This window comes from Fulvivirga sp. AWR4_260 (genome assembly GCF_056158185.1).
This window is the reverse complement of sequence record NZ_JBSWSU010000015.1, coordinates 2704356-2728174: the sequence shown is the minus strand read 5'-3', so window position 1 is coordinate 2728174 and position 23819 is coordinate 2704356. Positions and strand designations below refer to the sequence as shown.

Genomic DNA, 23819 nt, shown 5'->3' with positions numbered 1-23819 from the left:
ATAGGTTTTAATTTTGCTTTTCTGGCACTTTGGTCATTCTTTTCTCTACATCTAAATTATCTAAAAAGTTCTTAGCCTGATCGATGCTCTTAAAGATGTATTTGTTTTTATTTCCGTAAGACTCCAATATTTCAATCTTAATGATTTTACTCATCGGGTCTTTGTGAGAGATATGGTTGCTATCATTCTTTACAATGTTGTAAGGTGAGGTCTTTATTAAACCACAATACTGACATTCGAAATGTTTTATAAGTTTTCCATCTTTTGCTTCTGTGGGTGTAGCTATAATTTCTTCTTTTACAATTTTCATGGTATAAAAACCGCAGTTTTTACATTTCATAGCTTGCAAATGTCCTGGGTACTTTTCAATTTTTACCTCTCCGTTCGAATCATCAATCCAAACATCGTAGTCTACTGAAAATACGTTTTCTTCCATTTGCATTCCTTCGTCTAGGTGCACATCTTCTTCGTCTTCGCTTAATAAACGCATTAAACGACCTGTTGATGGGTTAACCCTTGGCATATAACGCCATCTATATAGTTTTTGATTGAGTTTGGTGGGATAGTAATATTTCAATATTAAAGCCACAATGTAACCTAGTAATATGCCTCCCGCTATAGAAATGACAAAGCGAACTGAAAACCAGATGCCATCGAAAGATTCTGAACTTTTGCCATAAGTATTGATGAGCATGGCAAGTACTACCGCCAAGCATATACTTGATGTTTGATAAACTTTAATTTCATTGGTACGGATGTAGTCATATTTTTCTTTGTATCCGTTTATTAAGGATAATTTGGTGTGGTAGCGAGCATATACCGAAAAAGCAATGACAATGAAAATAATGACCCCACCTATCATAATATAATGCCAAACTTCGATAAAGTCGGTGCTCATAAAGTTGCCTTCCATTATTGTGGTCATTTAGAGATATAGTGCAAATACTAATATAATGAATAAGTCTTAAGGAAAGACTTTTAGTTTGGAAAATCAATTAAATGCTAATCAATGAGGTGTGTAAAATTGCACGAGTAGGTGCTGGGTATGTGTTTTAGTGCTGCTGCAGGCGGCTGTGATGGGCTTTAATTGAGACGTTTTAAGGGGTTTTTATTTAATCTTTGATTTTATTTTGTGTAAAAATGCACTAAAAATAATGTATATTTGTTGTTAATAATAGCTAATTATCTATATTTGAGGTGTTTAATTAAAATTGTTATTGTGCAATAATACACATAGTATGACAGAATACGCCAAGAGAAGATTAGATCAACAGTTGCTAGCCTTTTTGAAGAAAAACTTTGAAAAGCCACAAGATTGTAGGGATTTGATTCAGCTTGATTTTTATATCGATGAATTGACTCACAAGATAAATAAACTGCAAGAAGAGTTTAATTATGTGCCTTATGAAGCTACTCTTTGGTTGAAGCAGTATAATTCGAAAAAGGAAGAAATAGAATTGATGGTATTTAAAAACAGTTATTAAATGGATTTGAAAGGAGTATCGATGCGGTTTGTGCCCTCTCCTATTCCTTTGCAGTACCGATTTGTCTATAGTGCTACTGCTAATGCATCAGGAAGGATGCAATATCATAGAATTGAGCCTGGGGTGAGTAAAGAGAGGATTAGTCGTACTGAGTTTGTCGAAGTATTTAATACTGCTGATATTTTGGCAGTACGACCAATCCCACAAAATGAGTCTCCTGTTTTTCAGCTGGAGTTTTATGTATAACTAGCCTTTAATTATGGGCTCTAAATCTGCTGGAGAGTAATTGATGGACTTCAGGGTCTTGTTGTCTTCATCTCTAAAAACTAAATATTTCCCGTCTACTAATTTATAGTGACAAGGCATGCCTTTTTTTTCAGTGTAGTGAGCTACAGTCTGCTTAGCTTCTTCTTCAGTCTCACATGCTTTACTCATATTGGAGCGCTGCACTTCTTCAAACAGTGATTTGAATTTGTCGGCCAGTCCAAACTCTAAGATAGCGCCAGAAAGGACATATTGAATGTCGCACAATGCATCAGCCACCTCTACTATATCATTATTTTTAACTGCTTCGGCCAATTCTTTTACTTCTTCTTCAAGTAAAGAAACTCTCAGTTTACATCTTTTTTCATCGGGTATAGCAGGAGCCTCTACTATAGGGTGTTGAAATGTTTTATGGAATTCTGCTACTTGATTAAGTGCATCTGGCTGCTTCATAAGTTTATACATGTTAAAATTTAGGCAATTTTAACCATTAATACAGGAGCTTGAAAATATATGCGACATTATTTGAGTATCATATTTGGTGCTGTTTCCTGAATGATACTGGGCTTTTTAATATATTTGCACTCTTTAATAAAAAAATATCCTTACTAATATGACTGATTTTGTAGCCGAACTACAATGGAGAGGTATGATTCATGACATCATGCCAGGCGCAGAAGACCAGCTGAAGAAAGAAATGACGGTCGGGTATATTGGATTTGATCCAACGGCTGACTCTTTGCATATAGGACATTTAGTTCAAATAATGACTTTGGTACACTTTCAGAATGCGGGGCATAAGCCTTTAGCTGTAGTAGGTGGAGCCACGGGTATGGTGGGAGATCCATCAGGAAAGTCTGCAGAGCGAAATTTACTTTCTACAGAGGTGCTTCAGCACAATTTAGAGTGTGTAAAAAAGCAATTAGAGAAATTCTTGGACTTTAGCGGTGATGCTAACTCTGCTGAAATGCTCAATAATTATGATTGGTTTAAGGATTTTAGCTTTCTGGATTTTATCAGAGATGTGGGTAAACACATTACTGTAAATTACATGATGGCGAAAGATTCAGTGAAAAACCGATTGGAAAATGGAATGTCGTTTACTGAGTTTACTTATCAATTAGTGCAGGGATATGATTTTTATTGGTTGAATAAGAATAAAAATTGTAAAATTCAATTAGGCGGGTCTGATCAGTGGGGTAATATTGTGACAGGAACTGAACTGATAAGGAGAAAGTCTGAGTCAGAAGCTACTGCATATGCAATTACTACTCCGCTAATAAAGAAGGCAGATGGTACTAAGTTTGGGAAGACAGCTGGTGGTAGCGTTTGGTTAGATAGGGAGAAAACTTCGCCTTACGAGTTCTACCAGTATTGGATGAATGCTTCTGATGAAGACTCAGCTAATTATATTCGCATATTTACTTTGTTGTCAAAAGAGGAAATTGAAGCCATTGAAAAAGAGCATGCCGAAGCTCCTGATAAGAGGAAGTTGCAGCAGGCTGTGGCTAAAGACATAACCATTAGGGTGCATTCTGAAGAAGATTATGAGATGGCGGTTAAAGCTTCTCAGATTTTATTTGGTAAATCTACTACAGAAGATTTGGGATCTTTAGACGAGAAAACATTATTAGCGGTGTTTGATGGTGTGCCACAAGTGTCAATAAAAAGTGCACAGTTAAAAGAAGCTGCGGATGTTACTGATTTGCTTTCAGATGTTACTGGTGGAGCTATATTTCCATCTAAAGGTGAAGCAAGGAGAATGATTAAGGGAGGTGGAGTTAGTGTAAATAAAACTAAGCTTACCGATGCCTCGCAAGAAGCGAATTTTGATCTTTTGCAAAACAAATATTTGCTAGCGCAGAAAGGAAAGAAAAATTACTATTTGATAATAGTTGAATAAATGAAAAGGCTACCCTAGGGTAGCCTTTTCATTTATTTTAATTTCCAAATTCGAATAGTCTGTATCCCACAGAAACTTGGAACACTTGGTTTTTTATTTCGCCACTAGCTTGTGCATCGTTTACGTCAGATAGTCCTAAGTTATAACGTGCATCAAGGGTTAATCCAAATGGTAAATCCCAGCCGGCTCCTAAGCCTAAAGAAATATCAGAATTTTTTAACTCATCTTTAATATCTTCATCTCCTCCAGTTAGCTGTTCTCTTTCAGCTCCAGACAAAAAGCCAAATTGAGGGCCAACCTGTAAGTTTAAACCTGCTAATAGATAAAGTTTGAATATAACAGGAATATTAAGGTAAGAATAATTTACTTTTAGATCTTCTCCATCTTCATTCAGTATAGAGCCTTGATTTGAGAATATTAATTCTGGTTGTATGGCTAATTTGCTCAATTTTATAGTTCCAAAAGCTCCAAAATGGTAGCCGGTTCTAGAATCAGTATCTAAATCTGAATTTACATTAGAGAAATTCGGGCCACCTTTAATTCCTAAGCGTATTTCTTGAGCATATGAACTAACCGTACTAAAAGCAATTGCAATTATGATTAGTAAAGATAATTTTTTCATTTGTTTGTATTTTGGTTTATTCTGTAACAAATAAACAGAGAATATGATTATTTTATTATAAAAAAAGCCAGAAAAACTGGCTTTTAAATATCTATATGTAGAGTGTTGCTTAGATTTTTACTCTAATACCAAATGTTAATACACCTTGGTCATAACCTCCTAATACTAATTTCATTTGTACAAAAGGCATTACAGGGCCACCTAGGTCAAAATTAGATCCAACCCCTAAATTTAAGCCTACTTCTGTATTGGAGTCATCGTTTAGTCTATCATCATCCCAGCTAAATGTAGCTAAGTTGAAACCGGCTAAACCGTAAACTTCAGCTGAGCTTGCTTTTGCAAAATAGAAATGTGCATCAGCATTAAGATCCCAAAAATTATAAGCTTCAGGAGTAAAGAAATAAGTGAATCCAGGAGTTATTGAAACATTATTTCCCACAAAAAATTCTCCATTTAAGTTAAGGCCAAAATCTTCAATATCTGTACCATAAGAAAATCCACCACCTACTCTAGTTTGTGCTTGAGAGAATGAAATTGCTCCTAATACAAATACAGTTAATAATAAAAGTTTTTTCATAGTTACTTAAGTTTGTTTTAGTTGCAGTAAATATAAAAAAACCCATTCAGGTAAATGGGTTTTTTGTAAAAATTATGTAATCCGGACTTATCTGTTGAGGTAAATGCCAAAGCCTACATTAATGCTGAGCTGGCTTACTTCGTAGTCTCCTAACCCAACCCCATAGTTAATAGAAGGCTCAATAGAAATATTGTCGTTTAAGAATGCTGCATATCCTGCTTGGAATGTAAGGGCAGAATCGCTATAGCTGTCAACCGCATCAGGACGAAGAAAATCTGTATTGTTTTTCACACTCATGTGGTCATACGCTGCTCCTAAGAAAAAAGCACCGTGAATATAATATCTGGCTAAAATGGATATAGTAGTTGTATGGTCAATATATTCATTCTTGTAGAGTGTATAACCTAACCCAAGTCCTGCCATAAAATTTTCCGCAAGAAAATATCCTCCCGTAACACCAGCTGAAAAAGTGTCATTGGTGTCATCTGATCCTTCAACTTCGGTTGATGTGAAATTGAGATTAGAATTCGCTCCTACGTAAATGGTTCCTTGTTCAATTTGGGCTTCAGAAGTAAAACTGATAGCTGTGCATAATAATGCAAAAAGTAGAATTTTTTTCATTTTTAAGTTTTATTTAATACTTCAAAAATATTGTATAAATAAATAAAAACATAAAATTAGTCTAATTTAATATTTACTTCATTGGGTAAGGTGACTTTCAGCCTATCGTTGTTATTCATGGCTCGTTTAATGGCAAAAATAGCACCTTCATTTCTTGCCCAACTTCTCCTAGCAATTCCGTTGTTTACGTCATAGAATAGCATGTTGTCTAATTTTACATCGGTCTCGGGGCTTCCGTCCAGTAGCATTCCAAAGCCACCATTAATTACTTCACCCCAACCTACTCCGCCTCCATTGTGTATAGAAACCCAGGTAGCACCTCTAAAGCTATCTCCAATCACGTTTTGAATTGCCATATCAGCGGTGAAGCGAGATCCATCATAAATGTTACTCGTTTCTCTGTAAGGGCTGTCTGTGCCAGATACATCATGATGATCTCTGCCTAGAACTACGGGTCCTATCTTTCCTTCTTTTATTGCTTGATTGAAAGCTTTGGCTATTTTAATTCTTCCTTCTGCATCTGCGTATAATATTCTTGCTTGCGACCCTACTACTAATTTGTTTGCCGATGCTGCTTTAATCCATTGAATATTGTCAGCCATCTGCTGTTGTATTTCTTTGGGGCTTTCTTTTTTCATTTGCTCCAAAACAGATGCTGCAAGTTCATCGGTAAAGTTTAGGTCTTCATTTTTACCACTGGTACACACCCATCTGAATGGTCCAAAGCCAAAGTCGAAACACATAGGACCCATTATGTCTTGTACGTACGATGGATATTTGAACTCTAGCTCATTTTTCATAATATCAGCACCAGCTCTGGAAGATTCTAGAAGAAAAGCATTGCCGTAATCAAAGAAGTAAGTTCCTTTTGCAGTGTGCTTATTTATAGCGGCTACATGCCTGCGTAGAGACTCTTGTACTTTCTCTTTAAACGCTTCTGGCTGATTTGCCATAAGCTGATTGGATTCTTCAAAAGAGATGCCCGCAGGATAGTAGCCTCCCGCCCAAGGGTTGTGCAGTGAAGTTTGGTCAGAACCCATATCGATATATATGTCTTCCTTTTCAAATGCCTCCCATACTTCTACTATGTTACCGTGGTAGGCAATGGATACCACCTCTTTATTCTCTTTCGCTTTTCTAACTCTATCTACTAATTCTTGTATACTAGAGGTTTTTTCATCTACCCACCCTTGTGAATGTCTTGTATTAATAGCTTTTTCATTTACTTCAGCTATTACGGAAATGCATCCTGCTATATTTCCTGCTTTTGGCTGAGCTCCACTCATGCCTCCTAGGCCTGATGAAACAAATACTTTCCCTAGTAGCCCATCGTTAGAAATTTTTCTACCTGCATTGAGGATTGTTATGGTAGTGCCATGCACAATTCCTTGTGGGCCAATGTACATATAAGAACCTGCTGTCATCTGTCCATATTGGGTAACACCAAGGGCATTGTATTTTTCCCAGTCATCTTGTTTGCTATAATTAGGGATCATCATGCCATTGGTTACCACTACTCTTGGTGCTTCCTTAGATGAAGGGAATAGCCCCATAGGGTGCCCAGAATACATATGCAAAGTTTGCTCTTCGGTCATGGTGGCTAAATATTGCATAGTAAGTCTGTATTGAGCCCAATTTTGAAAAACAGCACCATTACCTCCATATGTGATTAGCTCGTGCGGATGCTGGGCTACTTTGGGATCAAGGTTGTTCTGGATCATTAGCATTATAGCCGCTGCTTGTTGACATTTTGCGGGGTATTGCTCTATTGGTCTGGCATACATATCATAATCAGGGCGATATCGATACATATAAATGCGACCATATGTTTTTAATTCTTCTTTAAATTCTGGTAGCAGCTGGGCGTGTTGCTCTGAAGGGAAATACCTTAAGGCATTTTTTAATGCTAATATTGTTTCTTCCTCAGATAAAATTTCTTTTCTCTTAGGAGCATGGTTGATGGATGGATCAAATGTTTTTGGCGCGGGTATAGAGGATGGTATTCCTTCTAATATTTGTTCTTCAAATGTCATGAATAACTATTTTCAATGATTTTAAAACTTTCAATTTGTTGTAATGCCTGAGTGTACCCTACTTCATAGATTGCATCGATGTTAGAAAGGTCCATAGCCTTAAATTTCTCTAAGCCCAGGGGTTCTATAAAATAATCACATTGGTTTTTTCTGTTGTACACATTGCATGTGATGGCTAATAGTAATGCTCTTTCCATCATCAGTTTGGCATTTCTTCCATCAAATTCAGTATCGATGGGGTTGCAATGCACTCCTATGAGTATATCATATTTTCCAATTAATGGTTCTGTAGGCAAGTTATTTAATATGCCACCATCAATATAAAATGAGTCATTGTGCTGTATCGGGTTGAAAATAACGGGTATGCAAGATGATGCACATGTGGCTGTAATTAAGTTGCCTTCGCTGAAATACTCTGTGATGCCTTTTTTAACGTTGGTCGCTGATATGGTTAAAGGAATTTTTAGCGATTCTATTTCTTTAGTACTGAGGTAGGTGCTAAGTAGCAATTGGATCTCATCCATTTTTAATATTCCTTTCCAGCTCATGGCTGGCCGTAGTAACCGAAAGACCTTTGTTTCTTTTATGATTTCTAAAATACGTTCAGGGGCATAGCCATCAGCATAAAAGGCACCTACTATGGCTCCAGCGCTGGTGCCACTAATAGCGTTGATGGTAATGTTATTTTCTTCCAGTGCTTTTAATACACCTAAGTGGGCTATGCCTCTAACTGCTCCACCAGATAAAACTAAGCCTGTGGTTTTCATAGTATTTCGGAAAGAGGAAATGTTCGATCCAGTCTAACGCCTTTTTCAGTATGTTTTACTGTGCAGCACTCATTTATAGGGTCGTGCTCGAGGAATATGATGTAGTTGTTGTCTGCTGCCTCATTAAGAAATGCTTCTTTTTCTGCCAAGGTCAATAGTGGCCTAGTGTCATATCCCATAACATATGGCAGCGGTATATGACCTGTAGATGGTAGCAAGTCAGCTGCAAAAACTATAGTATGCTCTTTATACTTAATTTTTGGTAGCATTTGCTTATCTGTATGCCCGTCAACAGTAATTATGTCAAATTGTGAAAATGGAGATTCTTTATTATAATCTACAAATTTAAGTTGACCGCTTTCTTCCATAGGCATGAGATTCTCTTTAAGGAAGCTTGCTTTTTCTCTAGCGTTTGGTTTAGTGGCCCATTGCCAATGCTCTTTATTTGTCCAGTAGTTCGCTTGATCAAACACGAGTTGGGATTGACCGCTGTTATTATATTCTACCCCACCGCCACAATGATCGAAGTGCAGATGAGTAAGAAACATGTCTGTTATATCTGAAGTGGAAAAGCCTTTATTATTTAAAGAGCCTTTCAATGAACCGTTACCATGTAGATAATAATAGCTAAAAAACTTATCGCTTTGCTTGTTGCCTATTCCATTATCGATGAGGGTGAGCTGTGTCCCATCTTCAATTAATAAACATCTCATAGCCCAGCTGCATAAATTATTCTCATCTGCGGGGTTGGTCTTTTGCCATATTGTTTTTGGTACTACACCAAACATAGCGCCACCATCTAATTTAAAATGCCCAGTATCTATAACATGTAAATTCATAAAGGTTTATCAATTTAGGGTAAAAAAAAACCACAGAATGAATATCCTGTGGTTTAAATTTACTTAGAATTTTTTATCTCTACTCCTTAACTGATCCCATTTTACAGAACTTGTCTATTCTCTGTTCTATTCTCACGTCAGTGTCAAGAGCGCCTAATTCCTTAACAGAATTAAGGATAGTTTTCTTTATTTCTTTAGAGATTGCTTTCATGTCAATGTGAGCACCACCAAGAGGTTCTTTAATAATACCATCTATAAGTTTTAACTCTAACATGTCTTCAGCCGTAACTCTCATGGCTTCGGCAGCAGTTTCTTTATAATCCCAGCTTCTCCATAGTATGGTAGAGCAGTTTTCAGGAGAGATTACAGAGTACCATGTGTTTTCGAGCATGAATACTTTATCTCCTATAGCTATACCTAACGCGCCACCAGATGCTCCCTCTCCTATTACAATACATATAACAGGTACTTTAAGCATGAACATTTCTTTTAGGTTACGTGCAATAGCTTCACCCTGCCCTCTTTCTTCAGCTTCAAGACCTGGAAATGCTCCCGGAGTATCTATGAAAGTAACAATAGGCTTGTTAAATTTCTCCGCCATTTTCATTAAACGAAGTGCCTTTCGGTAGCCTTCTGGGTTGGCCATTCCGAAGTTTCTTAATTGCCTTTGTTTAGTGTTTCTTCCTTTTTGCTGACCGATAAACATATATGTTTGCTTATCGATGGTTCCAAAACCACCTACAATGGCTTTATCGTCTTTTACAGTTCTGTCACCGTGAAGTTCGATAAAATCATCAGCAATTTCATATATATAGTCTAAGGTGTATGGCCTGTCTGGGTGGCGAGACAATTGAACTTTTTGCCACCTAGTGAGGTTGCCAAAAGTTTCCTTTTTAAGATTTTTAATCTTAGTCTCTAAAGACTTTACTGCTTCGCTAACATCTACATCGCTCTCTTGTGCGATTTTTTTCATGTCTTCCAGTTTAGTCTCTAATTCTGCAATGGGCTTTTCGAAATCCAATAGCATATCTTTTTGTTGTTAAAAGCACAAAAATATGACGGAAACACTCAAATACAAGAATATGTAATGTGTTTTTGCTTAATGTCGAAAAAAAGTGAATAATTCATGTTATGATTATTGTTTACGATCATAAGATAAATATTGGTAAAATAATTATATGTTGTACATAAATCAATATTCAATATAATTAAATCACTAAATGCGCATTGTCTTTTGAACTGGTTTTTGTAAATTCTAATATTAATTAATCTAAAATTTTTAATGTTATGAAAATTTTAAAACCATTACTCTTTACGCTCTTGTCACTCTTTCTGGTGGCTGGCGTTGTGTTGTTTGTAGCTATTTGGCATTTTAACCTTTACTCAGTTACTTATTTATACTTATGGTTAGGAATGTACGCTTTGGTGTCTGCTATTTTCTCAATAAGAGAAGCACGATTATCTCATTAATATTTAATTTAGAAAAATAGATAAGTGGCTAAGGTGTTGTTTTTAAGCTGCTTATCTATTTTTGTATGTGAGTAATTGAACTTTTTTTAATTTTTTTTCTGCACAACTCTTGTATAATTAAAAGTGGTGATATACATTTGCATCACCTTAAACGAAAGGGATAAAGAAAGTTAAAAAATAACTTTAATAAATATAATGGTCTGGTAGTTCAGTTGGTTAGAATGCCTGCCTGTCACGCAGGAGGTCGCGGGTTCGAGTCCCGTCCAGACCGCAAAGCCGTTAAGAAATTAACGGCTTTTTTTTTGCCTAAAAATTACTCATCTGTAGCCCTCCTTTTTTTCAAATTCAGTTATTTTGTTTAAATTCTTATAAGCTGTACCCAAGCTTAAAATTTGATTTTAAACCTAAACCTAATTAGTTCTTGTACTTTAAAACTGCCCTATCAATAGTAAGTCTATTTCTATGCTTTAATAAAGTAATAGCACAATCTATAAGGTTGATTCATTTCAGCAACGAAGCTGGTTTGCCAGGTGAAACCGTACGGTGTGTGATAAAAGACCGTAGTGGTTATTTGTGGCAAGGTGTTGAAAGTATCGGTCTTTGTAAATTTGATGCTGAAAGCGTTACGGTTTACAGTCATAATGCAGGAGATGATTGTTCTATTACTAGTGATTTCATTCAGGATATTATAGAGGATGCAGATGGTAACTTGTGGCTGGCCACTGATAATGGGCTTAATATGTTGCCTGATCCTCATAATCAATTCGGTCAGAGCGTTTTTAAATCTTTTCACCATGATGTTGTAGATGGTAATAGCCTCAAATCAGACCAAGTAAATATTTTATTTGTTGATTCTCACGATAACCTTTGGGTAGGGACTCGCGGTGGGGTGCAGATTTATGATGTGGTAAATGATAATTTTAAAACAGTTAAATTATCATCTAATGCTATCTCAGAGGAGGTTTTATGTGTTAATGAAGATAGCGTTGGCAATATTTATATAGGAAGTACTGCCGGTTTATACCGGTTGAGTGTAACTGATACTACGCATTGGGATTTGAAAGGTCGACCTAATGTATATAACGGGGTTGTTAATGCCGTGACTTTTGATCTTAAAGGCAATGTTTTGGTGGGTACCCAAGAAGGTCTATACCGGTTAGATGAGGAAAATGGGAAGTTTGAAAATTGCCTAAACAATGTGTTTAACCTTGAGCATGCAGGTATCCAGTGCTTGTTAAATTCAAGAGATCATAATATCTGGGTGGGTACAATATCGCATGGCGTTTTGGTATACAATGCTCATTTGAGTACTTGGGAGCATATTAATGATGATGGGCAGAGTACTGATGGCCTTTTAAGTAATGAAATAAGAGATATTTATGAAGATGAAAATGGGGCGATATGGGTAGCTACCAAACATAAAGGGCTGCATTTGTATGATCGAAAGTCTGATACATTTGAGTTGCTTACCACACACGTAAAAGGCGGAAGATCTGTAAAAGGTGCGGCTGTTACCTCTATGTTAGAGGGTAATGATGGAAAGCTTTGGATAGGAACCAAATTTCAGGGCTTGTATCAGCAGCAGAACGATGTGGTAAATCATTTTCAAAATGAAAGCTCTACCATAAATAGCAATAGAATAATGTCATTAGGTAAAGGTGGCGATGATAATGATATCTGGGTAGGAACCAATGAAGGAGTGTCTTTATTTAATGATGAAAGCCGCTTGTTTGATAATTACCCCTTCCACCCTATCAAGAATATATTGGTTGATCGTTGTGGTAAAGCTTGGATTGGAACCAGAGAAGGTCTGTTCAATTTTGATAGGTCAAGTAAGCAATTTTCTCAAGTAACGCTTTTTGATGGAAGAGTGGTAAATGAAATCATTACGGCATCGTATCAGCTGAGCAACGGCAATTTACTTATAGGAACAGAAAACTCGGGGCTTTTACTTATTGATGACCAGAATAATAAGGCTACATGGTTTACAGCTGACCACGATAATGAATGTGCCATTAGCAGTAATATGGTGAGGTCAATTCATCAAGATCGATGTGATCGAATTTGGGTGGGAACAAAGCTTAATGGTTTAAATCTTTTTGATGTACACTCTGGTTGCTTTCAGTATATTACAAAAGCTGATGGTCTGCCTTCTGATGCAGTATTTTCAGTAATATCAGATAATAATAATGCTATCTGGATGGCAACCAATAATGGTATAAGTAGAATGGAATGGCCCAAAGGAGTCATTACCAACTACAATAAATCATTTGGTTTACAAAGTGATGTGTTTACAAGTGGCTCCGTATGTAGGGATAGTGAGGGCAACCTTTATTTTGGAGGAAGTAATGGAGCTAATAAGTTTGATCCAAGCACTATTTGTGTTCCTAACAATACATATCGTGCAGTTATTACCAATGTGAAGGTGCAGGATGAATATTTGCCATTTGTTAAACATCATAATAAAGTATTCCGCTTCGAAAATCAAACCTTTATTTCTTTTGAATTCTCTGCCTTTGATTTTGCGGGGCACGGACAAATTAACTATGCCTATCGTTTAATTGGTTTTAGTGATCAATGGCGAGATGTGGGTACGAGGAACTTTGTCTCATTTACAAGCTTGCCAGAAGGGAAATATCGTTTTGAGGTGAAGGCGGTGAAAGGAGTGGATAATGAGCCTGTTGATGTTTTTTCATTTGTGGTAAGCCCTCCGTGGTACGCTACATGGCAGATGTACATATGCTATGGTATTTTTATAATTATTGTGGTGGGTGTAAGCTCCAGGGTGGTAAGGTATCGTTTTGATAAAAGGAAGGAGTTGGCTTTGCTGAGGCTAGAAAAGCAGCATGCCGAAAGAATGACGCAATTTAAAATTGAGTTCTTTACGAATATATCTCATGAGTTAAGGACTCCTTTAACCTTGATAAAAGGCCCTTTAAATGAACTGATGAAGGATAATGCCTATAAAGGTGTAAGATCTCAGTGGCTGCGTTTAATTAGTATAAACACCAACAAGCTACAAAAGCTGATTGATGAGCTACTCCTGTTTCGAAAGATGCAGAGTGATCAAAATAAACCCATGTTTGCCGAGCAAAATATTAATGCTTTAATGAATCAGTGCTTGGATGATTTTGCTCCGTTGGCTCGTGATCATGATATTGAATTGATTTTTGAAGCTAAAATTCCAGATTTAACGGCCTGGATTGACGTTGCTGCTTTTGAGAAAATTTTGAATAACCTAATCCTAAATGCCATAAAATATACAGCTAAAGGAGGTTTAGTTTCTCTGGGCTTGAGCTTATGCGAAGATATATATCATAGTGATTTGCTTCAGGCTACTCCTGCCTTTTGCTTATCAGTGAAAGATAATGGCAAGGGCATGTCAAAGAAAGTACTTAATAATATTTTTGAGCGATTTTACAGGGCTGATCATGCCTCTGCTGATGGAGCTGGAATTGGGTTGAATTTGGTTTATAGTCTTGTTAAAATGCATCATGGGCTCATAGAGGTGAGTAGTCAGGAAGGTGTAGGCAGTGAATTTTTGGTGAAGCTGCCTATTAATGAAATGGCGGCAGAGACAGAGCTTAGTACTCAAGAGGGAGACGATTACCATGAGCATAGCGGTGTAGTATCTGATGCTGAGCCTAGTCGTATACGAACAATTTTGGTGGTAGATGATGATCAAGGTATTCAATATTTTCTAATGAGCTTATTGCAAAGGGATTATAAGGTCCTTAAGGCAGGAACAGCAAGCGAGGCTTTTGAAATTATAGATGAAAGTGATGTTGATTTGGTGATTAGTGATGTAATGATGCCTGAATTGGATGGTTATCAGTTTTGTGAGCAATTAAAGACTAATATTAATTATAGTCATATACCCGTGCTGCTGTTAACAGCCAAGGTGGGAATGGAAAATGAAATGCATGGCATTCATCATGGAGCCGATTTATATGTTGAAAAACCCTTCGATCCTGATCATTTGCAAGCTTTGATTGTAAACTTATTCAAAAATAGAGATAGGCTACAGCAATATTTAGGTAACGGAGCGTTTGATTATGTAGATGGGCAAAACTATGCGGAATTAGATCAGGCATTTATTAGCCAATGTATCAAGGTTGTTGAAGCTCATCTTGATAATAGTGAGTTTACCGTGGTGGAGCTAAGTAAAGAACTTGGTCTCAGTAGAACCCAACTCTTTAGAAAGCTCAAAGGATTATCTGGAAAAACACCGCTAAGCTTTATATATAACATCAGACTGAAGCATGCAGCAACACTTTTAAAAACACAGCAGTATAGCGTATCTGAAATTGCAGATATGTGTGGGTTTGCAAGTGTCAGTTCTTTTAGCTCATCTTTCAAGAAAAATTTCGGAAAATCCCCTTCTCAATATAGCCATAGGGCGAAAAATGCATGATAAAATAAGTGTGCAACATACAATAAAAAAATTGGTACGCTGGATAAACGCCTGTAGGGCAATATGGGCTTAAGTTTAGTGTGTAATTAATACGCACTATTATGAAGTAAAAAAACTTAACCTAAACCCTACTGTCTATAGGTATGGCCTAATTAATAGTTTACCTAAATCAATAAAAATGAAATACGTTTCACTAATTTTATTATTGTGGATGTCCTGTTTCACAGGATTTTCCCAATCAGTTTTATATGTTGCCCCAAATGGAAGCTCGAGCAATTCAGGAAGTATATCCTCTCCTACTACATTAGCCAATGCTATTGCTAATATTAATTCAGGAGGTACAATCTATGTACGAGGAGGAACTTATTCGCAAAGCTCCACTTTGATTATTAACAGGGCTAACGGCTCTTCTAGCTCTAATACTAAGCTTATCGCTTATAATAGCGAAGTACCTGTTATCAATTTCAGTTCACAGTCAGAAAGTAGTTCTAATAGAGGATTTGTGCTGGATGCAGATTATTGGTACGTTAAAGGCTTAATTGTTGAAGAGGCTGGAGATAATGGAATGCTATTGTCTGGAAATCATAATACAATAGAGAGTTCTATATTCAGAAAAAATCACGACACAGGTTTGCAGCTTAGTAGATACAATACATCAGATAATAGTATTGGATCTTGGCCTGCATATAATTTAATACTTAACTGTGAGGCATATGATAATAGAGATTCTGATAATGAAGATGCTGATGGCTTTGCTGCTAAGCTAACTGTTGGCGTTGGTAATGTTTTTAGAAATTGTGTTTCACATCATAATATCGATGATGGTTGGGACTTGTATACTAAAACAGAAACGGGCCCTATTGGAGCTATCACATTAGAAAACTGTGTGGCTCACAGCAATGGTGTTTTAACCTCTGGTAGTACTTCAGGTAATGGAGATAAAAATGGTTTTAAACTAGGTGGTGAAGACATTTCTGTTAACCATGTTTTACGCAGATGTGTTGCTTTTAATAATGGCAAACACGGTTTTACTTATAATAGAAACTTAGGTTCAATCGAAGTAACTAACTGTACTGGCTATAATAATGAAGAAAGAAATTTCAATTTTGATGGCGGAAGTTCAGTATTTAAAAATAATGTATCTTACCAAACAGGGTCTAACGATCGTTTAATTGGTAATTCTTCTTATCCTAATGCATTCGATAATGATGACAATTGGGGATTTTCAGTTTCATCATCAGACTTTCAAAGTTTAAATGTTTCTAGCAATGCCAGTCCTTTGAGTGGAGGTTTTTTAAACTTATCATCTAATAGTGACTTAATAGATGGAGGTGTTTCTACATCAGGCATTAGTTATAATGGTAGTGCTCCAGATCTTGGAGCTGTAGAATCAGGAGGCTCTTCACCTAGCCCTACTTATAGCCTAAGTGTTAATGCATCTCCTTCTAATGGAGGTAGCGTTAGTGTTAGTCCTAATAAAAGTGCTTACCAACCTGGCGAAACTGTATCTGTTAGTGCTAGTGCTGCTTCAGGTTTTACTTTCTCTGGTTGGTCAGGAGCATCTTCTTCTTCATCAACTTCTATCAGTGTTGTAATGAATAGTAACCTTTCTCTTACTGCCAATTTTGCTAGTGACAATGGCGGAGGCGGAGGAGGAGACCCTTCTGCCGGCACTGTAAGAATAGAGGATTCTGCTAGTCCTTCTACAGGATTATGTAGTTATGACGGAAGTCTTAAGTCATACAGCAATGCGGATAATGGAAATGCTATTAACCTTTCTAATTCTAGCGGTAAAAGCATTATATGGAAAGTTAACGCAGGTACTTCTGGTAATTATACTTTAAAATGGAGATACGTAAATGGCGGAACTCAAGCTTCTACGTTGGCTAATTTGTTGATCAATAACAGTGCTTCAGGTACAGTTAATTTCACTAAAACAAGTGATAAGAGTACATTTGTGACAGTTTCTGTAACCAAGTATTTGAATCAAGGAGTAAATGAGATAGAGATATCTACTGCTCAAGATGGAGAATTTGCTGATGTAGATTGGATAGAGGTATCAGGAAATGGAATTGCCTATGCTAACTGTGCTGCTGATAATGGCAGTGGTGGTGGTCAAAATCCTGACCCAGATCCAGATCCAGAACCAGGAAATGGAGAAGTATCACTTTCTGCTAATGCAGCAGGTAGCACTGTAAATTTAGCTTGGAGTATTCAGGATATAGATGTACGTGCGGTAGAAGTGTATAGAGATACCGATTCTGATCCTTCAGGAAGAGTTCGTATAGCTTCAGTAAGCAGTACAACTAGAAGTTATTCTGATAACACTGCAGCGGCAGGTACTACTTACTATTATTGGATAAAAGTTACAGACTTCAACCTGGTTGTTTATAATTCAAATGGCGCAAGTGCTACTGTTTCTGGAGATAACGGTGGTGGCAATGGTGGTGATTATGACTTTGGTCTATACGGTTGGGCTACACAAAATGGTGGTACCACAGGTGGAGCCGGAGGCCCTGAGGTTATAGTAAGTACAGGACAGCAATTGCAAGATGCCATCGACCAAGGTGGTCCTCGTATAATTTATGTGCAGGGCGTTATTACTAGTGCCCCAGATGGAAAAATCAATGTGAAAGATGTAAGTGATATTACTATTCTTGGACTTGGTAGCGGAGCAGAATTTAATAATGTTGGTATTAAAATTTACCGTGCTAGCAATGTAATAGTTAAAAACTTAAGAATACACCATGTTACTAGTGGTGATAAGGATTGTATTAGCATTGAAGGACCAGCTGACCACGTATGGATAGATCATTGTGAGTTATACAATGAATACACAGGAGTAGATAAAGACTATTACGATGGTTTATTGGACTCTAAAAGAGATTCAGATTATATCACTTATAGTTGGAATTACCTGCACGATAGCTGGAAAACGTCTTTAAATGGAAGTTCTGAAAGTGATGATTACAATAGACATATCACTTACCACCACAATTACTTTAGAAACTGCCACTCAAGGCTGCCATTGTGGAGAGGTGGACAAGGACATTTATTCAATAATTATTACGAAGATATATTTTCAACAGCTATCAACTCTAGAATTGGTGCTTGTTTAAAAATAGAGAATAATTATTTCGATAATGTACTTAACCCATATGTTACTGCTTATAGTGATGAATATGGTTATGGAGAAACAGTAGGCAATGTTTTAGTTAATAGTAGTTTTGAGTACAGTAGTGATACTCATGAACTGCCATATTGTTCTCCTTCTATTCCATATAGCTATAGTAGTGTTCTTAACTCGGGGGCAGATGTGCCTAACATAGTAGGTGGAAATGCAGGTGTTGGTGTGTTATACATTCAAGCTTCTGCCCTAGCCTCTCGCATGGCAAGCCCTTCATCTACTATTTTAAGTGGATTAAATGCTTATCCTAACCCTATGGGTGATGAATTGACGGTGAAGTTTAGCTTGTCACAGCAGAGCGAAGTAGCGGTATCGTTATTTGATATGGTGGGTAACCAAGTATTAGATATTAACAATGAAGTATTAAATGCTGGAAACCACGAAATTCAAGTGAAAAGAGAAGGTATAAAGTCAGGTATTTACATGTTAAATGTTAAAACCAAAGACGGTATACTGAAAACTAAGTTGATTGTAAAATAATAATCAATAACTAATAATAATAAGGCCATGAGTGTATTCTGATACGCTTATGGCCTTTTTTTAATTAAAAATAATAGGTTGTGATGAGGTGGTTGGGAGTCAGTGTTTGAGGTACGTGGTACAGCTGCAAAACGCTGTATTGAAACTAAATTTCCATTTTATTGACTCTATCAAAGATTGTGATACTACCGGCTACCGCCACATTAAGGCTGGTGTCTCCTGGCAGATAAACCAAATCATGGCATTTGTCTTTTAATGCATTAGGAAGTCCATTATCTTCAGATCCAAGTAAATACACCGCTCTGGCCGGGTGTTTATACTTTTTAATTGGGGTGGCAGCTTTATCCATTTCTATACCTACCAGTTTGCAACTATACGGGACCGTAGCTAAGAATGAATCCATAGTTTCATATTGAAATAATGGAATCTTAGACCAAACTTTCATAATATCAGAACTCTGCTTATTATACTTAGCCTCTATTACAAAGATATAACTGGCCTTATAGATATGAGCAGTGCGCCATAATGTGCCTACATTTTCTGAAGTCTTAGGTCTGTAAATGCCTATTCCAAAATATTGCTCTTCTTTAAGATCCCAGGTTCGTTTCATTCAGCTTTGGTGTTGTAGATATAATTACTGATCGAAAGTAGCATTTTGTGATAATATGAGCAAAAAACAAATCGACCTCTTGTTTGAATATTAAGAGCAGCTGTTAATTCTAAGTATAATTAAGGGATGTGGAAATTATCTTTTTTTGAGGAGGAGATTTGATTGTTTCTAATTCAGGATTTGCATTTACGTTATTTTAAATCAATTAGTTAATGTATTTTGTTTGAAAATATTTCTGTTCTATGTCTAGTAGAGAATATTATTCATTTCTTGCTGGCTTCTTAGTCTATCCATAAGCCTATCGCTTGGTTTGCTGCGGCTGTTGTCTTTGTATGATGTTGCGTAGCTCTTTTTTAGCTTTTTTTGTTTTTTTAGCAATTCTTTTCTCGCATTTCTTATGTCTGTAATTCGGTTTAGTAATTCTGATGAAGTGATTGGTTCCAATGCTTTAATAGCGGCTTCAGAAACAGCTTCTACATTGTCGGTTATCATGCGAGTAAATAGAGCTTTCACTTCTTGTTGATGTATGTGTGGCGATAGCAACTCGATGCATTTTAATCTTATATCATAAATGCTAATTTCAGCAGCTAGTATAAGTTTGTCGAAGGCATGTGTTTTAGACCACTGATTGAGTTTGTTATCATTGATTTTTATAATGCCTTCTTTGTACAAATACCGTTGTAATTTATTCATGTATCATCGATTTTAATAATGGTTGTCAGTAAGCTTTAACAAGGTGTCATTAAATGTGGTTATCGAGTTTCTCTCTGATAAACAATTCTGCTTTAAGCATGACATATGCGAGTTGCTATGACAAGTTTTAATGAATATCAAAATTATATTATGGAATAGCAATCCATTGTGTGGAATAATATACGCTACTTTTTCCTAATAAAATGCTTCATTAAATAAATATTCCTTGATGTTACTTGACTATATCTTCGAATTATCTTTCAAATATAATAATATTCTTTTGTCAATCTTTTTTGAAGTATTGGCTGAGTACAAAAAAAATATAACAGATGTAAGGTCCTTAGTTTAATGTTACAGAGGTGTAAGTTTTAAGTAAGAGTGGCATCAGTTTTGGCGTATATTTTTTGATTAGTACAGTAATTATTAGGAACTTATTAATTAGTATGAAAACTCTTGTTAAAGATCAGCTGTTTACGAAGGTGCTATTGATATCGAATGATCCTGAATGGGTGAAAAATTTTGTCCGTAATCTGGATGAAATTTGCTACATGCCAAGGATCACGCTTGCTTCAGGTATTAAGGAATTTGTAAGGAAAGTTGAAGTAGAGCAGCTGAATCTTGATTATATTCCTGATGTTATATTTTATGATTTATCTTCGGTAAAAGAAGATACTAGTGCGTTGCTTAAGGAGTTAAGAAAGAGCTTCTTGTTAGAAGAACTTGATGTTTTTGGAATGATCAAAGTAAAGGCTCCAGTTGATAATCAAGAATGTCTGCAATATTTCACGGCCATTGTCGAAAAATGCAATCATATGGAGTGCAAAGTGTTAGAGTTCGTATCTACAGATAAAATATAGAGGAGAGGTGTTAACTAACCTACTCCCCTTTTTACATTAGTGTATAGTTACTTGGTATTGATGCTCTGCCTCTTCTTGTGTAGGTAATTTTTGAATCCCTTTTTTGTTTGAAAGTTCTTCGTTATAGTCAACACTATCCGCTATTCCTAGCCAAGGCTCTAAACATAAAAATGGTGCTCCTGGCTTAGTCCAAATGCCAAAAAAAGGAAATCCTTTAAAGTTCATGGTAAGTATTTTTTCACTTCCATGTACAATGCTGATAGCGTCAGACTGTAAATTTTCGAAGACTAAGGCATCTTCTAAGAATAACTCTTGGCTCAGCGTTAATTTGCTTTCATTATCGAGCTGATATTCAATTTGATTGTCGAGAAGCCCTTGTTGTAGTAAGGTACGTTTAAGGTGCGGCTCTAAACTATGGAATTGTAGGTGATATTGGTCAAAAGTATTATCTAGTATATAGGCAGGATGAGCGCCTATAGAATAAAGCATCTCTTCCTCTCCTCTGTTTTTGATTTTATAGCTATGAATTATCTCATTGTTAGAAAGTTCGTAGATTAATGTTAGCTCAAAATCAAAGGGATAAACCTGTTGGGTATCAGGAGTAGATTTTAATGTTAAGGACACTTTGGTGTCGTTGTGCGCTATTATTTCAAACTGCTTGTCTCTGGCAAATCCATGCTGCGACATTTCGTAAATACGTCCTTGGTGGACATATTGATTTTTATTTAGCCTGCCCACAATTGGAAATAAGACTGGTGCATGCCTTCCCCAGAATTGGTTATCAGCAGACCATAACATTTCCTTTTTTTTGCTTTTATTGAAAATTGAGGTTAATTCAGCGCCCTCTTTCTTTATAGTTATACGTAAGTACTCATTTTCTAAAGTAATACTCATCTTGTTGTAATATTATTAACGATAGGGCGAATATGGCCTATTAAATAAGTTAATGCTAAATATAAATAGAATATTTACGTTTATATTTTAATCCAACGGAGCGTTGAATCACTTTAAAATAGCCATAAAAAAAGGCTTACAATGTAAGCCTTGAGCATCTAAATAAAACCTAATTTTCGGAAAAAGAACCATTCAAAAGTGGTGAGGGTGGTCCATATGGTTACTTCGAAAACATCATTCATCGCTAATTCAAAAAATGCAATACCAAAACCTAGTATGATATGCAGCCAAATAACATCTGATCTTAACATCCTTCTCTCCTATTTATTGAAAAATTAAGCAAAACAAATAAAGTTAAAATATGTTTCCGCGTCAAGTATAAATATGCCTTATTATTAATGATAACCAGACTTGTGCCCGTTTATTATGTTGAGGAGATGATTTGTGTTAGTATTTGAAAAAAATTAGTATTGTGATTTACTAATTATTAAATAATACACTTCTATGAGTGATCTGATTCAGGTGAAAAAATTTGACGAATTGACTAATAAGGAATTATACCAAATTCTCAAATTACGTTTCGATGTATTTGTAATAGAGCAGCAATGCATTTACCCAGAGTTTGATGATGTTGATTATGATGCCGAACACTTTTTTATAGAAAAGGAAAATGAGGTAGTAGGTTATTTACGTGCCTACAAAAAATCCGACAAAGCAGCATTTGGAAGGCTCGTGGTGCGAGAAGATTGTCGTGACCTGAAATATGGTAGTTTACTTGTAAAGAAGTGTCTTAATTACCTGCATAAAGATGCTACGTTTGATACCGTATTTATACAGGCTCAAACTTACTTGAGTAAATTTTATGCTTCATTTGGATTTAAACCTATATCAGAGCCGTATGATGATGAAGGTATTTTGCATGTAGATATGGAGCTGCAGCTTCCCTAAATAAAACTTTAAAATATATTGAGGCACCAATTTAGGTGCTTTTTTATTGTTTTTTTACTACATCTTCAACTTTTTGATTACAAATGCCTGAGCAGTGCTTCGCTATCTTTGTAGTAATTTAAATATAAGGATATGGTACAGTTTAGAAAATTAGGAACAGATGGTCCTGAGGTGTCAGCCATTGCATTGGGCTCTAGGTTGGTCAATACCTCTGATCAAGAGGCTGCGGATAAGCTAACTATAAAGACCATTCATGAGGCAATTGATTCAGGTATAAATTTCTTAAATACTGCAGATTTTTACGAGACCGGTCATAATGAAATGGTCATTGGTCAGGCTATTAAAGAACGCAAAGACAAGGTCTTCATTAGTGTTAAAACTGGAGTAATGCGTAGTCCAACGGGTAAATTCTTAGGTATTGACTGTCGACCTGAAGCAATAAAGAACTTTTGTAGTTACTCATTAACTCGTTTGGGGGTGGATGAAATTGACTTATACCAACCCGCTAGAATAGATCCGAATGTGCCTATTGAAGAAACTATTGGTGCTATCGCTGATTTGGTAAAAGAAGGTAAGGTTAAGCACATAGGTTTGTCAGAAGCTAGTGCGGATCAACTGAAAAGAGCCCATAAGGAGCATTCAATTGCAGCATTAGAGATAGAGTATTCATTGTCTACTAGGTTTATTGAAAAGGAGATTCTACCCACAGCTAGAAAGCTTGGTGTAAGTGTTGTACCTTATTCAGTATTAACCTACGGTCTACTTACTGGTAAATTGAATGCTCCACTTGATGATAAAGATTACCGAAAAGCCTTCCCTCGATTTCAGGCAGGTGCTCTAGAGAAGAACCTTGAAAAGGTAGAGATATTGAAAAGTATGGCGTTTGATAAAGGGTATAGTGCATCGCAGTTGGCCATTGCTTGGGTTTTAAGTCAGGGTGAAGATATTATACCTGTAGTAGGAATGAGCAAGCCAGAGCGCATTGCAAATAATTTAAAAGCTTTAAATATAAACTTTACGGCAGAGGAATTATCAGTGCTAAATAAGACTTTTGCTATTGGAGCTTTAGAAGGTGAGAGATACCCAGAAGCACTAAATAAGTTAGTGCCTGCATAACTTTGGGTAAGAAAATGGTGGTGGTATATATGTCAGATAT

Annotated in this window: 20 protein-coding genes and 1 tRNA gene; 9 read left to right on the top strand and 12 right to left on the bottom strand. The window is 36.3% G+C overall.

Annotated elements, in window-relative coordinates:
• Positions 1-7: 7 nt before the first annotated feature.
• Entirely contained in the window at positions 8-913 is a 906-nt protein-coding gene (locus tag ACXACQ_RS17810; RefSeq protein ID WP_474977328.1) for a hypothetical protein, read from the bottom strand.
• A gap of 325 nt (positions 914-1238) precedes the next feature.
• On the opposite strand from ACXACQ_RS17810, the gene ACXACQ_RS17805 reads away from it, so the two are divergent.
• Both ACXACQ_RS17805 and ACXACQ_RS17800 read left to right on the top strand, forming a co-directional pair.
• Complete coding sequence (locus ACXACQ_RS17805) at positions 1239-1484, top strand: hypothetical protein (protein ID WP_474977327.1); 246 nt, start codon at positions 1239-1241, stop codon at positions 1482-1484.
• The gene (locus ACXACQ_RS17800; protein WP_474977326.1) at positions 1485-1730 is read left to right on the top strand and encodes a hypothetical protein; all 246 of its coding nucleotides are present in this window, start codon (positions 1485-1487) and stop codon (positions 1728-1730) included.
• On the opposite strand, the gene ACXACQ_RS17795 is transcribed toward ACXACQ_RS17800, so the two are convergent.
• Entirely contained in the window at positions 1731-2201 is a 471-nt protein-coding gene (locus tag ACXACQ_RS17795; protein WP_474977325.1) for a pyrophosphohydrolase domain-containing protein, read from the bottom strand.
• Positions 2202-2361: 160 nt separating this feature from the next.
• On the opposite strand from ACXACQ_RS17795, the gene tyrS reads away from it, so the two are divergent.
• The gene (gene tyrS, locus ACXACQ_RS17790) at positions 2362-3651 is read left to right on the top strand and encodes a tyrosine--tRNA ligase (RefSeq protein WP_474977323.1); all 1290 of its coding nucleotides are present in this window, start codon (positions 2362-2364) and stop codon (positions 3649-3651) included.
• A gap of 37 nt (positions 3652-3688) precedes the next feature.
• Here the strand turns inward: tyrS and ACXACQ_RS17785 are convergent, their stop codons facing one another.
• From ACXACQ_RS17785 to ACXACQ_RS17755, 7 genes are all read right to left on the bottom strand, one after another.
• The gene (locus tag ACXACQ_RS17785; RefSeq protein WP_474977322.1) at positions 3689-4273 is read right to left on the bottom strand and encodes a porin family protein; all 585 of its coding nucleotides are present in this window, start codon (positions 4271-4273) and stop codon (positions 3689-3691) included.
• A gap of 109 nt (positions 4274-4382) precedes the next feature.
• Positions 4383-4850 (bottom strand): hypothetical protein, encoded by a 468-nt coding sequence (locus ACXACQ_RS17780; RefSeq protein WP_474977321.1) that lies wholly within the window; start codon positions 4848-4850, stop codon positions 4383-4385.
• Between the two features lie 87 nt (positions 4851-4937).
• Positions 4938-5471, bottom strand: coding sequence for an outer membrane beta-barrel protein (locus tag ACXACQ_RS17775; protein WP_474977320.1), 534 nt, complete (start codon positions 5469-5471; stop codon positions 4938-4940).
• A 56-nt stretch (positions 5472-5527) separates the two neighbouring features.
• Entirely contained in the window at positions 5528-7504 is a 1977-nt protein-coding gene (locus ACXACQ_RS17770) for a urocanate hydratase (RefSeq protein ID WP_474977319.1), read from the bottom strand.
• A complete protein-coding gene (locus ACXACQ_RS17765) occupies positions 7501-8271 on the bottom strand; it encodes a patatin-like phospholipase family protein (protein WP_474977318.1) in 771 nt (256 codons plus the stop codon). Before ACXACQ_RS17765 ends, ACXACQ_RS17770 begins: the two co-directional genes overlap by 4 nt.
• Complete coding sequence (locus ACXACQ_RS17760; RefSeq protein WP_474977317.1) at positions 8268-9110, bottom strand: MBL fold metallo-hydrolase; 843 nt, start codon at positions 9108-9110, stop codon at positions 8268-8270. The genes ACXACQ_RS17765 and ACXACQ_RS17760 overlap by 4 nt, the downstream gene beginning before the upstream one ends.
• 79 nt (positions 9111-9189) lie before the next feature.
• Positions 9190-10137 carry an acetyl-CoA carboxylase carboxyltransferase subunit alpha gene (locus ACXACQ_RS17755; protein ID WP_474977316.1) on the bottom strand — a complete coding sequence of 316 codons (948 nt, stop codon included), beginning with the start codon at positions 10135-10137 and terminating at the stop codon, positions 9190-9192.
• Positions 10138-10777: 640 nt separating this feature from the next.
• On the opposite strand from ACXACQ_RS17755, the gene ACXACQ_RS17750 reads away from it, so the two are divergent.
• The 3 genes from ACXACQ_RS17750 to ACXACQ_RS17740 all read left to right on the top strand — a co-directional run bounded on the left by ACXACQ_RS17750 (position 10778) and on the right by ACXACQ_RS17740 (position 18661).
• Positions 10778-10851, top strand: a tRNA-Asp gene (locus ACXACQ_RS17750).
• Positions 10852-11001: 150 nt separating this feature from the next.
• Positions 11002-14994: a hybrid sensor histidine kinase/response regulator gene (locus tag ACXACQ_RS17745; protein ID WP_474977315.1), complete on the top strand. Its 3993-nt coding sequence runs from the start codon at positions 11002-11004 to the stop codon at positions 14992-14994.
• Between the two features lie 178 nt (positions 14995-15172).
• Positions 15173-18661, top strand: coding sequence for a pectate lyase family protein (locus tag ACXACQ_RS17740; RefSeq protein ID WP_474977314.1), 3489 nt, complete (start codon positions 15173-15175; stop codon positions 18659-18661).
• A gap of 145 nt (positions 18662-18806) precedes the next feature.
• Here the strand turns inward: ACXACQ_RS17740 and ACXACQ_RS17735 are convergent, their stop codons facing one another.
• Positions 18807-19271, bottom strand: coding sequence for an RNA methyltransferase (locus tag ACXACQ_RS17735; RefSeq protein ID WP_474977313.1), 465 nt, complete (start codon positions 19269-19271; stop codon positions 18807-18809).
• A 246-nt stretch (positions 19272-19517) separates the two neighbouring features.
• Entirely contained in the window at positions 19518-19964 is a 447-nt protein-coding gene (locus tag ACXACQ_RS17730; protein WP_474977312.1) for a hypothetical protein, read from the bottom strand.
• Between the two features lie 443 nt (positions 19965-20407).
• Between ACXACQ_RS17730 and ACXACQ_RS17725 the strand changes: the two genes are divergently transcribed.
• Complete coding sequence (locus ACXACQ_RS17725) at positions 20408-20821, top strand: hypothetical protein (RefSeq protein ID WP_474977311.1); 414 nt, start codon at positions 20408-20410, stop codon at positions 20819-20821.
• Between the two features lie 36 nt (positions 20822-20857).
• Here ACXACQ_RS17725 and ACXACQ_RS17720 read toward each other — a convergent pair whose 3' ends face one another.
• Positions 20858-21715 (bottom strand): aldose 1-epimerase family protein, encoded by an 858-nt coding sequence (locus ACXACQ_RS17720; RefSeq protein ID WP_474977310.1) that lies wholly within the window; start codon positions 21713-21715, stop codon positions 20858-20860.
• Between the two features lie 504 nt (positions 21716-22219).
• Between ACXACQ_RS17720 and ACXACQ_RS17715 the strand changes: the two genes are divergently transcribed.
• Together ACXACQ_RS17715 and ACXACQ_RS17710 are read left to right on the top strand one after the other, a co-directional pair.
• Positions 22220-22663 carry a GNAT family N-acetyltransferase gene (locus tag ACXACQ_RS17715; RefSeq protein ID WP_474977308.1) on the top strand — a complete coding sequence of 148 codons (444 nt, stop codon included), beginning with the start codon at positions 22220-22222 and terminating at the stop codon, positions 22661-22663.
• Between the two features lie 132 nt (positions 22664-22795).
• Positions 22796-23779: an aldo/keto reductase gene (locus ACXACQ_RS17710; RefSeq protein ID WP_474977307.1), complete on the top strand. Its 984-nt coding sequence runs from the start codon at positions 22796-22798 to the stop codon at positions 23777-23779.
• Positions 23780-23819 lie beyond the last annotated feature (40 nt).

Bases quoted from the DNA above. Each gene is read 5' to 3' on its own strand.
- ACXACQ_RS17780 (WP_474977321.1), bottom strand. From the start codon at position 4,850: ATGAAAAAACTTTTATTATTAACTGTATTTGTATTAGGAGCAATTTCA.
- ACXACQ_RS17805 (WP_474977327.1), top strand. From the start codon at position 1,239: ATGACAGAATACGCCAAGAGAAGATTAGATCAACAGTTGCTAGCCTTT.
- ACXACQ_RS17795 (WP_474977325.1), bottom strand. From the start codon at position 2,201: ATGAAGCAGCCAGATGCACTTAATCAAGTAGCAGAATTCCATAAAACA.
- ACXACQ_RS17715 (WP_474977308.1), top strand. From the start codon at position 22,220: ATGAGTGATCTGATTCAGGTGAAAAAATTTGACGAATTGACTAATAAG.
- ACXACQ_RS17810 (WP_474977328.1), bottom strand. From the start codon at position 913: ATGGAAGGCAACTTTATGAGCACCGACTTTATCGAAGTTTGGCATTAT.
- ACXACQ_RS17740 (WP_474977314.1), top strand. From the start codon at position 15,173: ATGAAATACGTTTCACTAATTTTATTATTGTGGATGTCCTGTTTCACA.
- ACXACQ_RS17760 (WP_474977317.1), bottom strand. From the start codon at position 9,110: ATGAATTTACATGTTATAGATACTGGGCATTTTAAATTAGATGGTGGC.
- ACXACQ_RS17735 (WP_474977313.1), bottom strand. From the start codon at position 19,271: ATGAAACGAACCTGGGATCTTAAAGAAGAGCAATATTTTGGAATAGGC.
- ACXACQ_RS17770 (WP_474977319.1), bottom strand. From the start codon at position 7,504: ATGACATTTGAAGAACAAATATTAGAAGGAATACCATCCTCTATACCC.
- ACXACQ_RS17765 (WP_474977318.1), bottom strand. From the start codon at position 8,271: ATGAAAACCACAGGCTTAGTTTTATCTGGTGGAGCAGTTAGAGGCATA.
- ACXACQ_RS17800 (WP_474977326.1), top strand. From the start codon at position 1,485: ATGGATTTGAAAGGAGTATCGATGCGGTTTGTGCCCTCTCCTATTCCT.
- ACXACQ_RS17775 (WP_474977320.1), bottom strand. From the start codon at position 5,471: ATGAAAAAAATTCTACTTTTTGCATTATTATGCACAGCTATCAGTTTT.
- tyrS (WP_474977323.1), top strand. From the start codon at position 2,362: ATGACTGATTTTGTAGCCGAACTACAATGGAGAGGTATGATTCATGAC.
- ACXACQ_RS17725 (WP_474977311.1), top strand. From the start codon at position 20,408: ATGAAAACTCTTGTTAAAGATCAGCTGTTTACGAAGGTGCTATTGATA.
- ACXACQ_RS17720 (WP_474977310.1), bottom strand. From the start codon at position 21,715: ATGAGTATTACTTTAGAAAATGAGTACTTACGTATAACTATAAAGAAA.
- ACXACQ_RS17755 (WP_474977316.1), bottom strand. From the start codon at position 10,137: ATGCTATTGGATTTCGAAAAGCCCATTGCAGAATTAGAGACTAAACTG.
- ACXACQ_RS17730 (WP_474977312.1), bottom strand. From the start codon at position 19,964: ATGAATAAATTACAACGGTATTTGTACAAAGAAGGCATTATAAAAATC.
- ACXACQ_RS17785 (WP_474977322.1), bottom strand. From the start codon at position 4,273: ATGAAAAAATTATCTTTACTAATCATAATTGCAATTGCTTTTAGTACG.
- ACXACQ_RS17710 (WP_474977307.1), top strand. From the start codon at position 22,796: ATGGTACAGTTTAGAAAATTAGGAACAGATGGTCCTGAGGTGTCAGCC.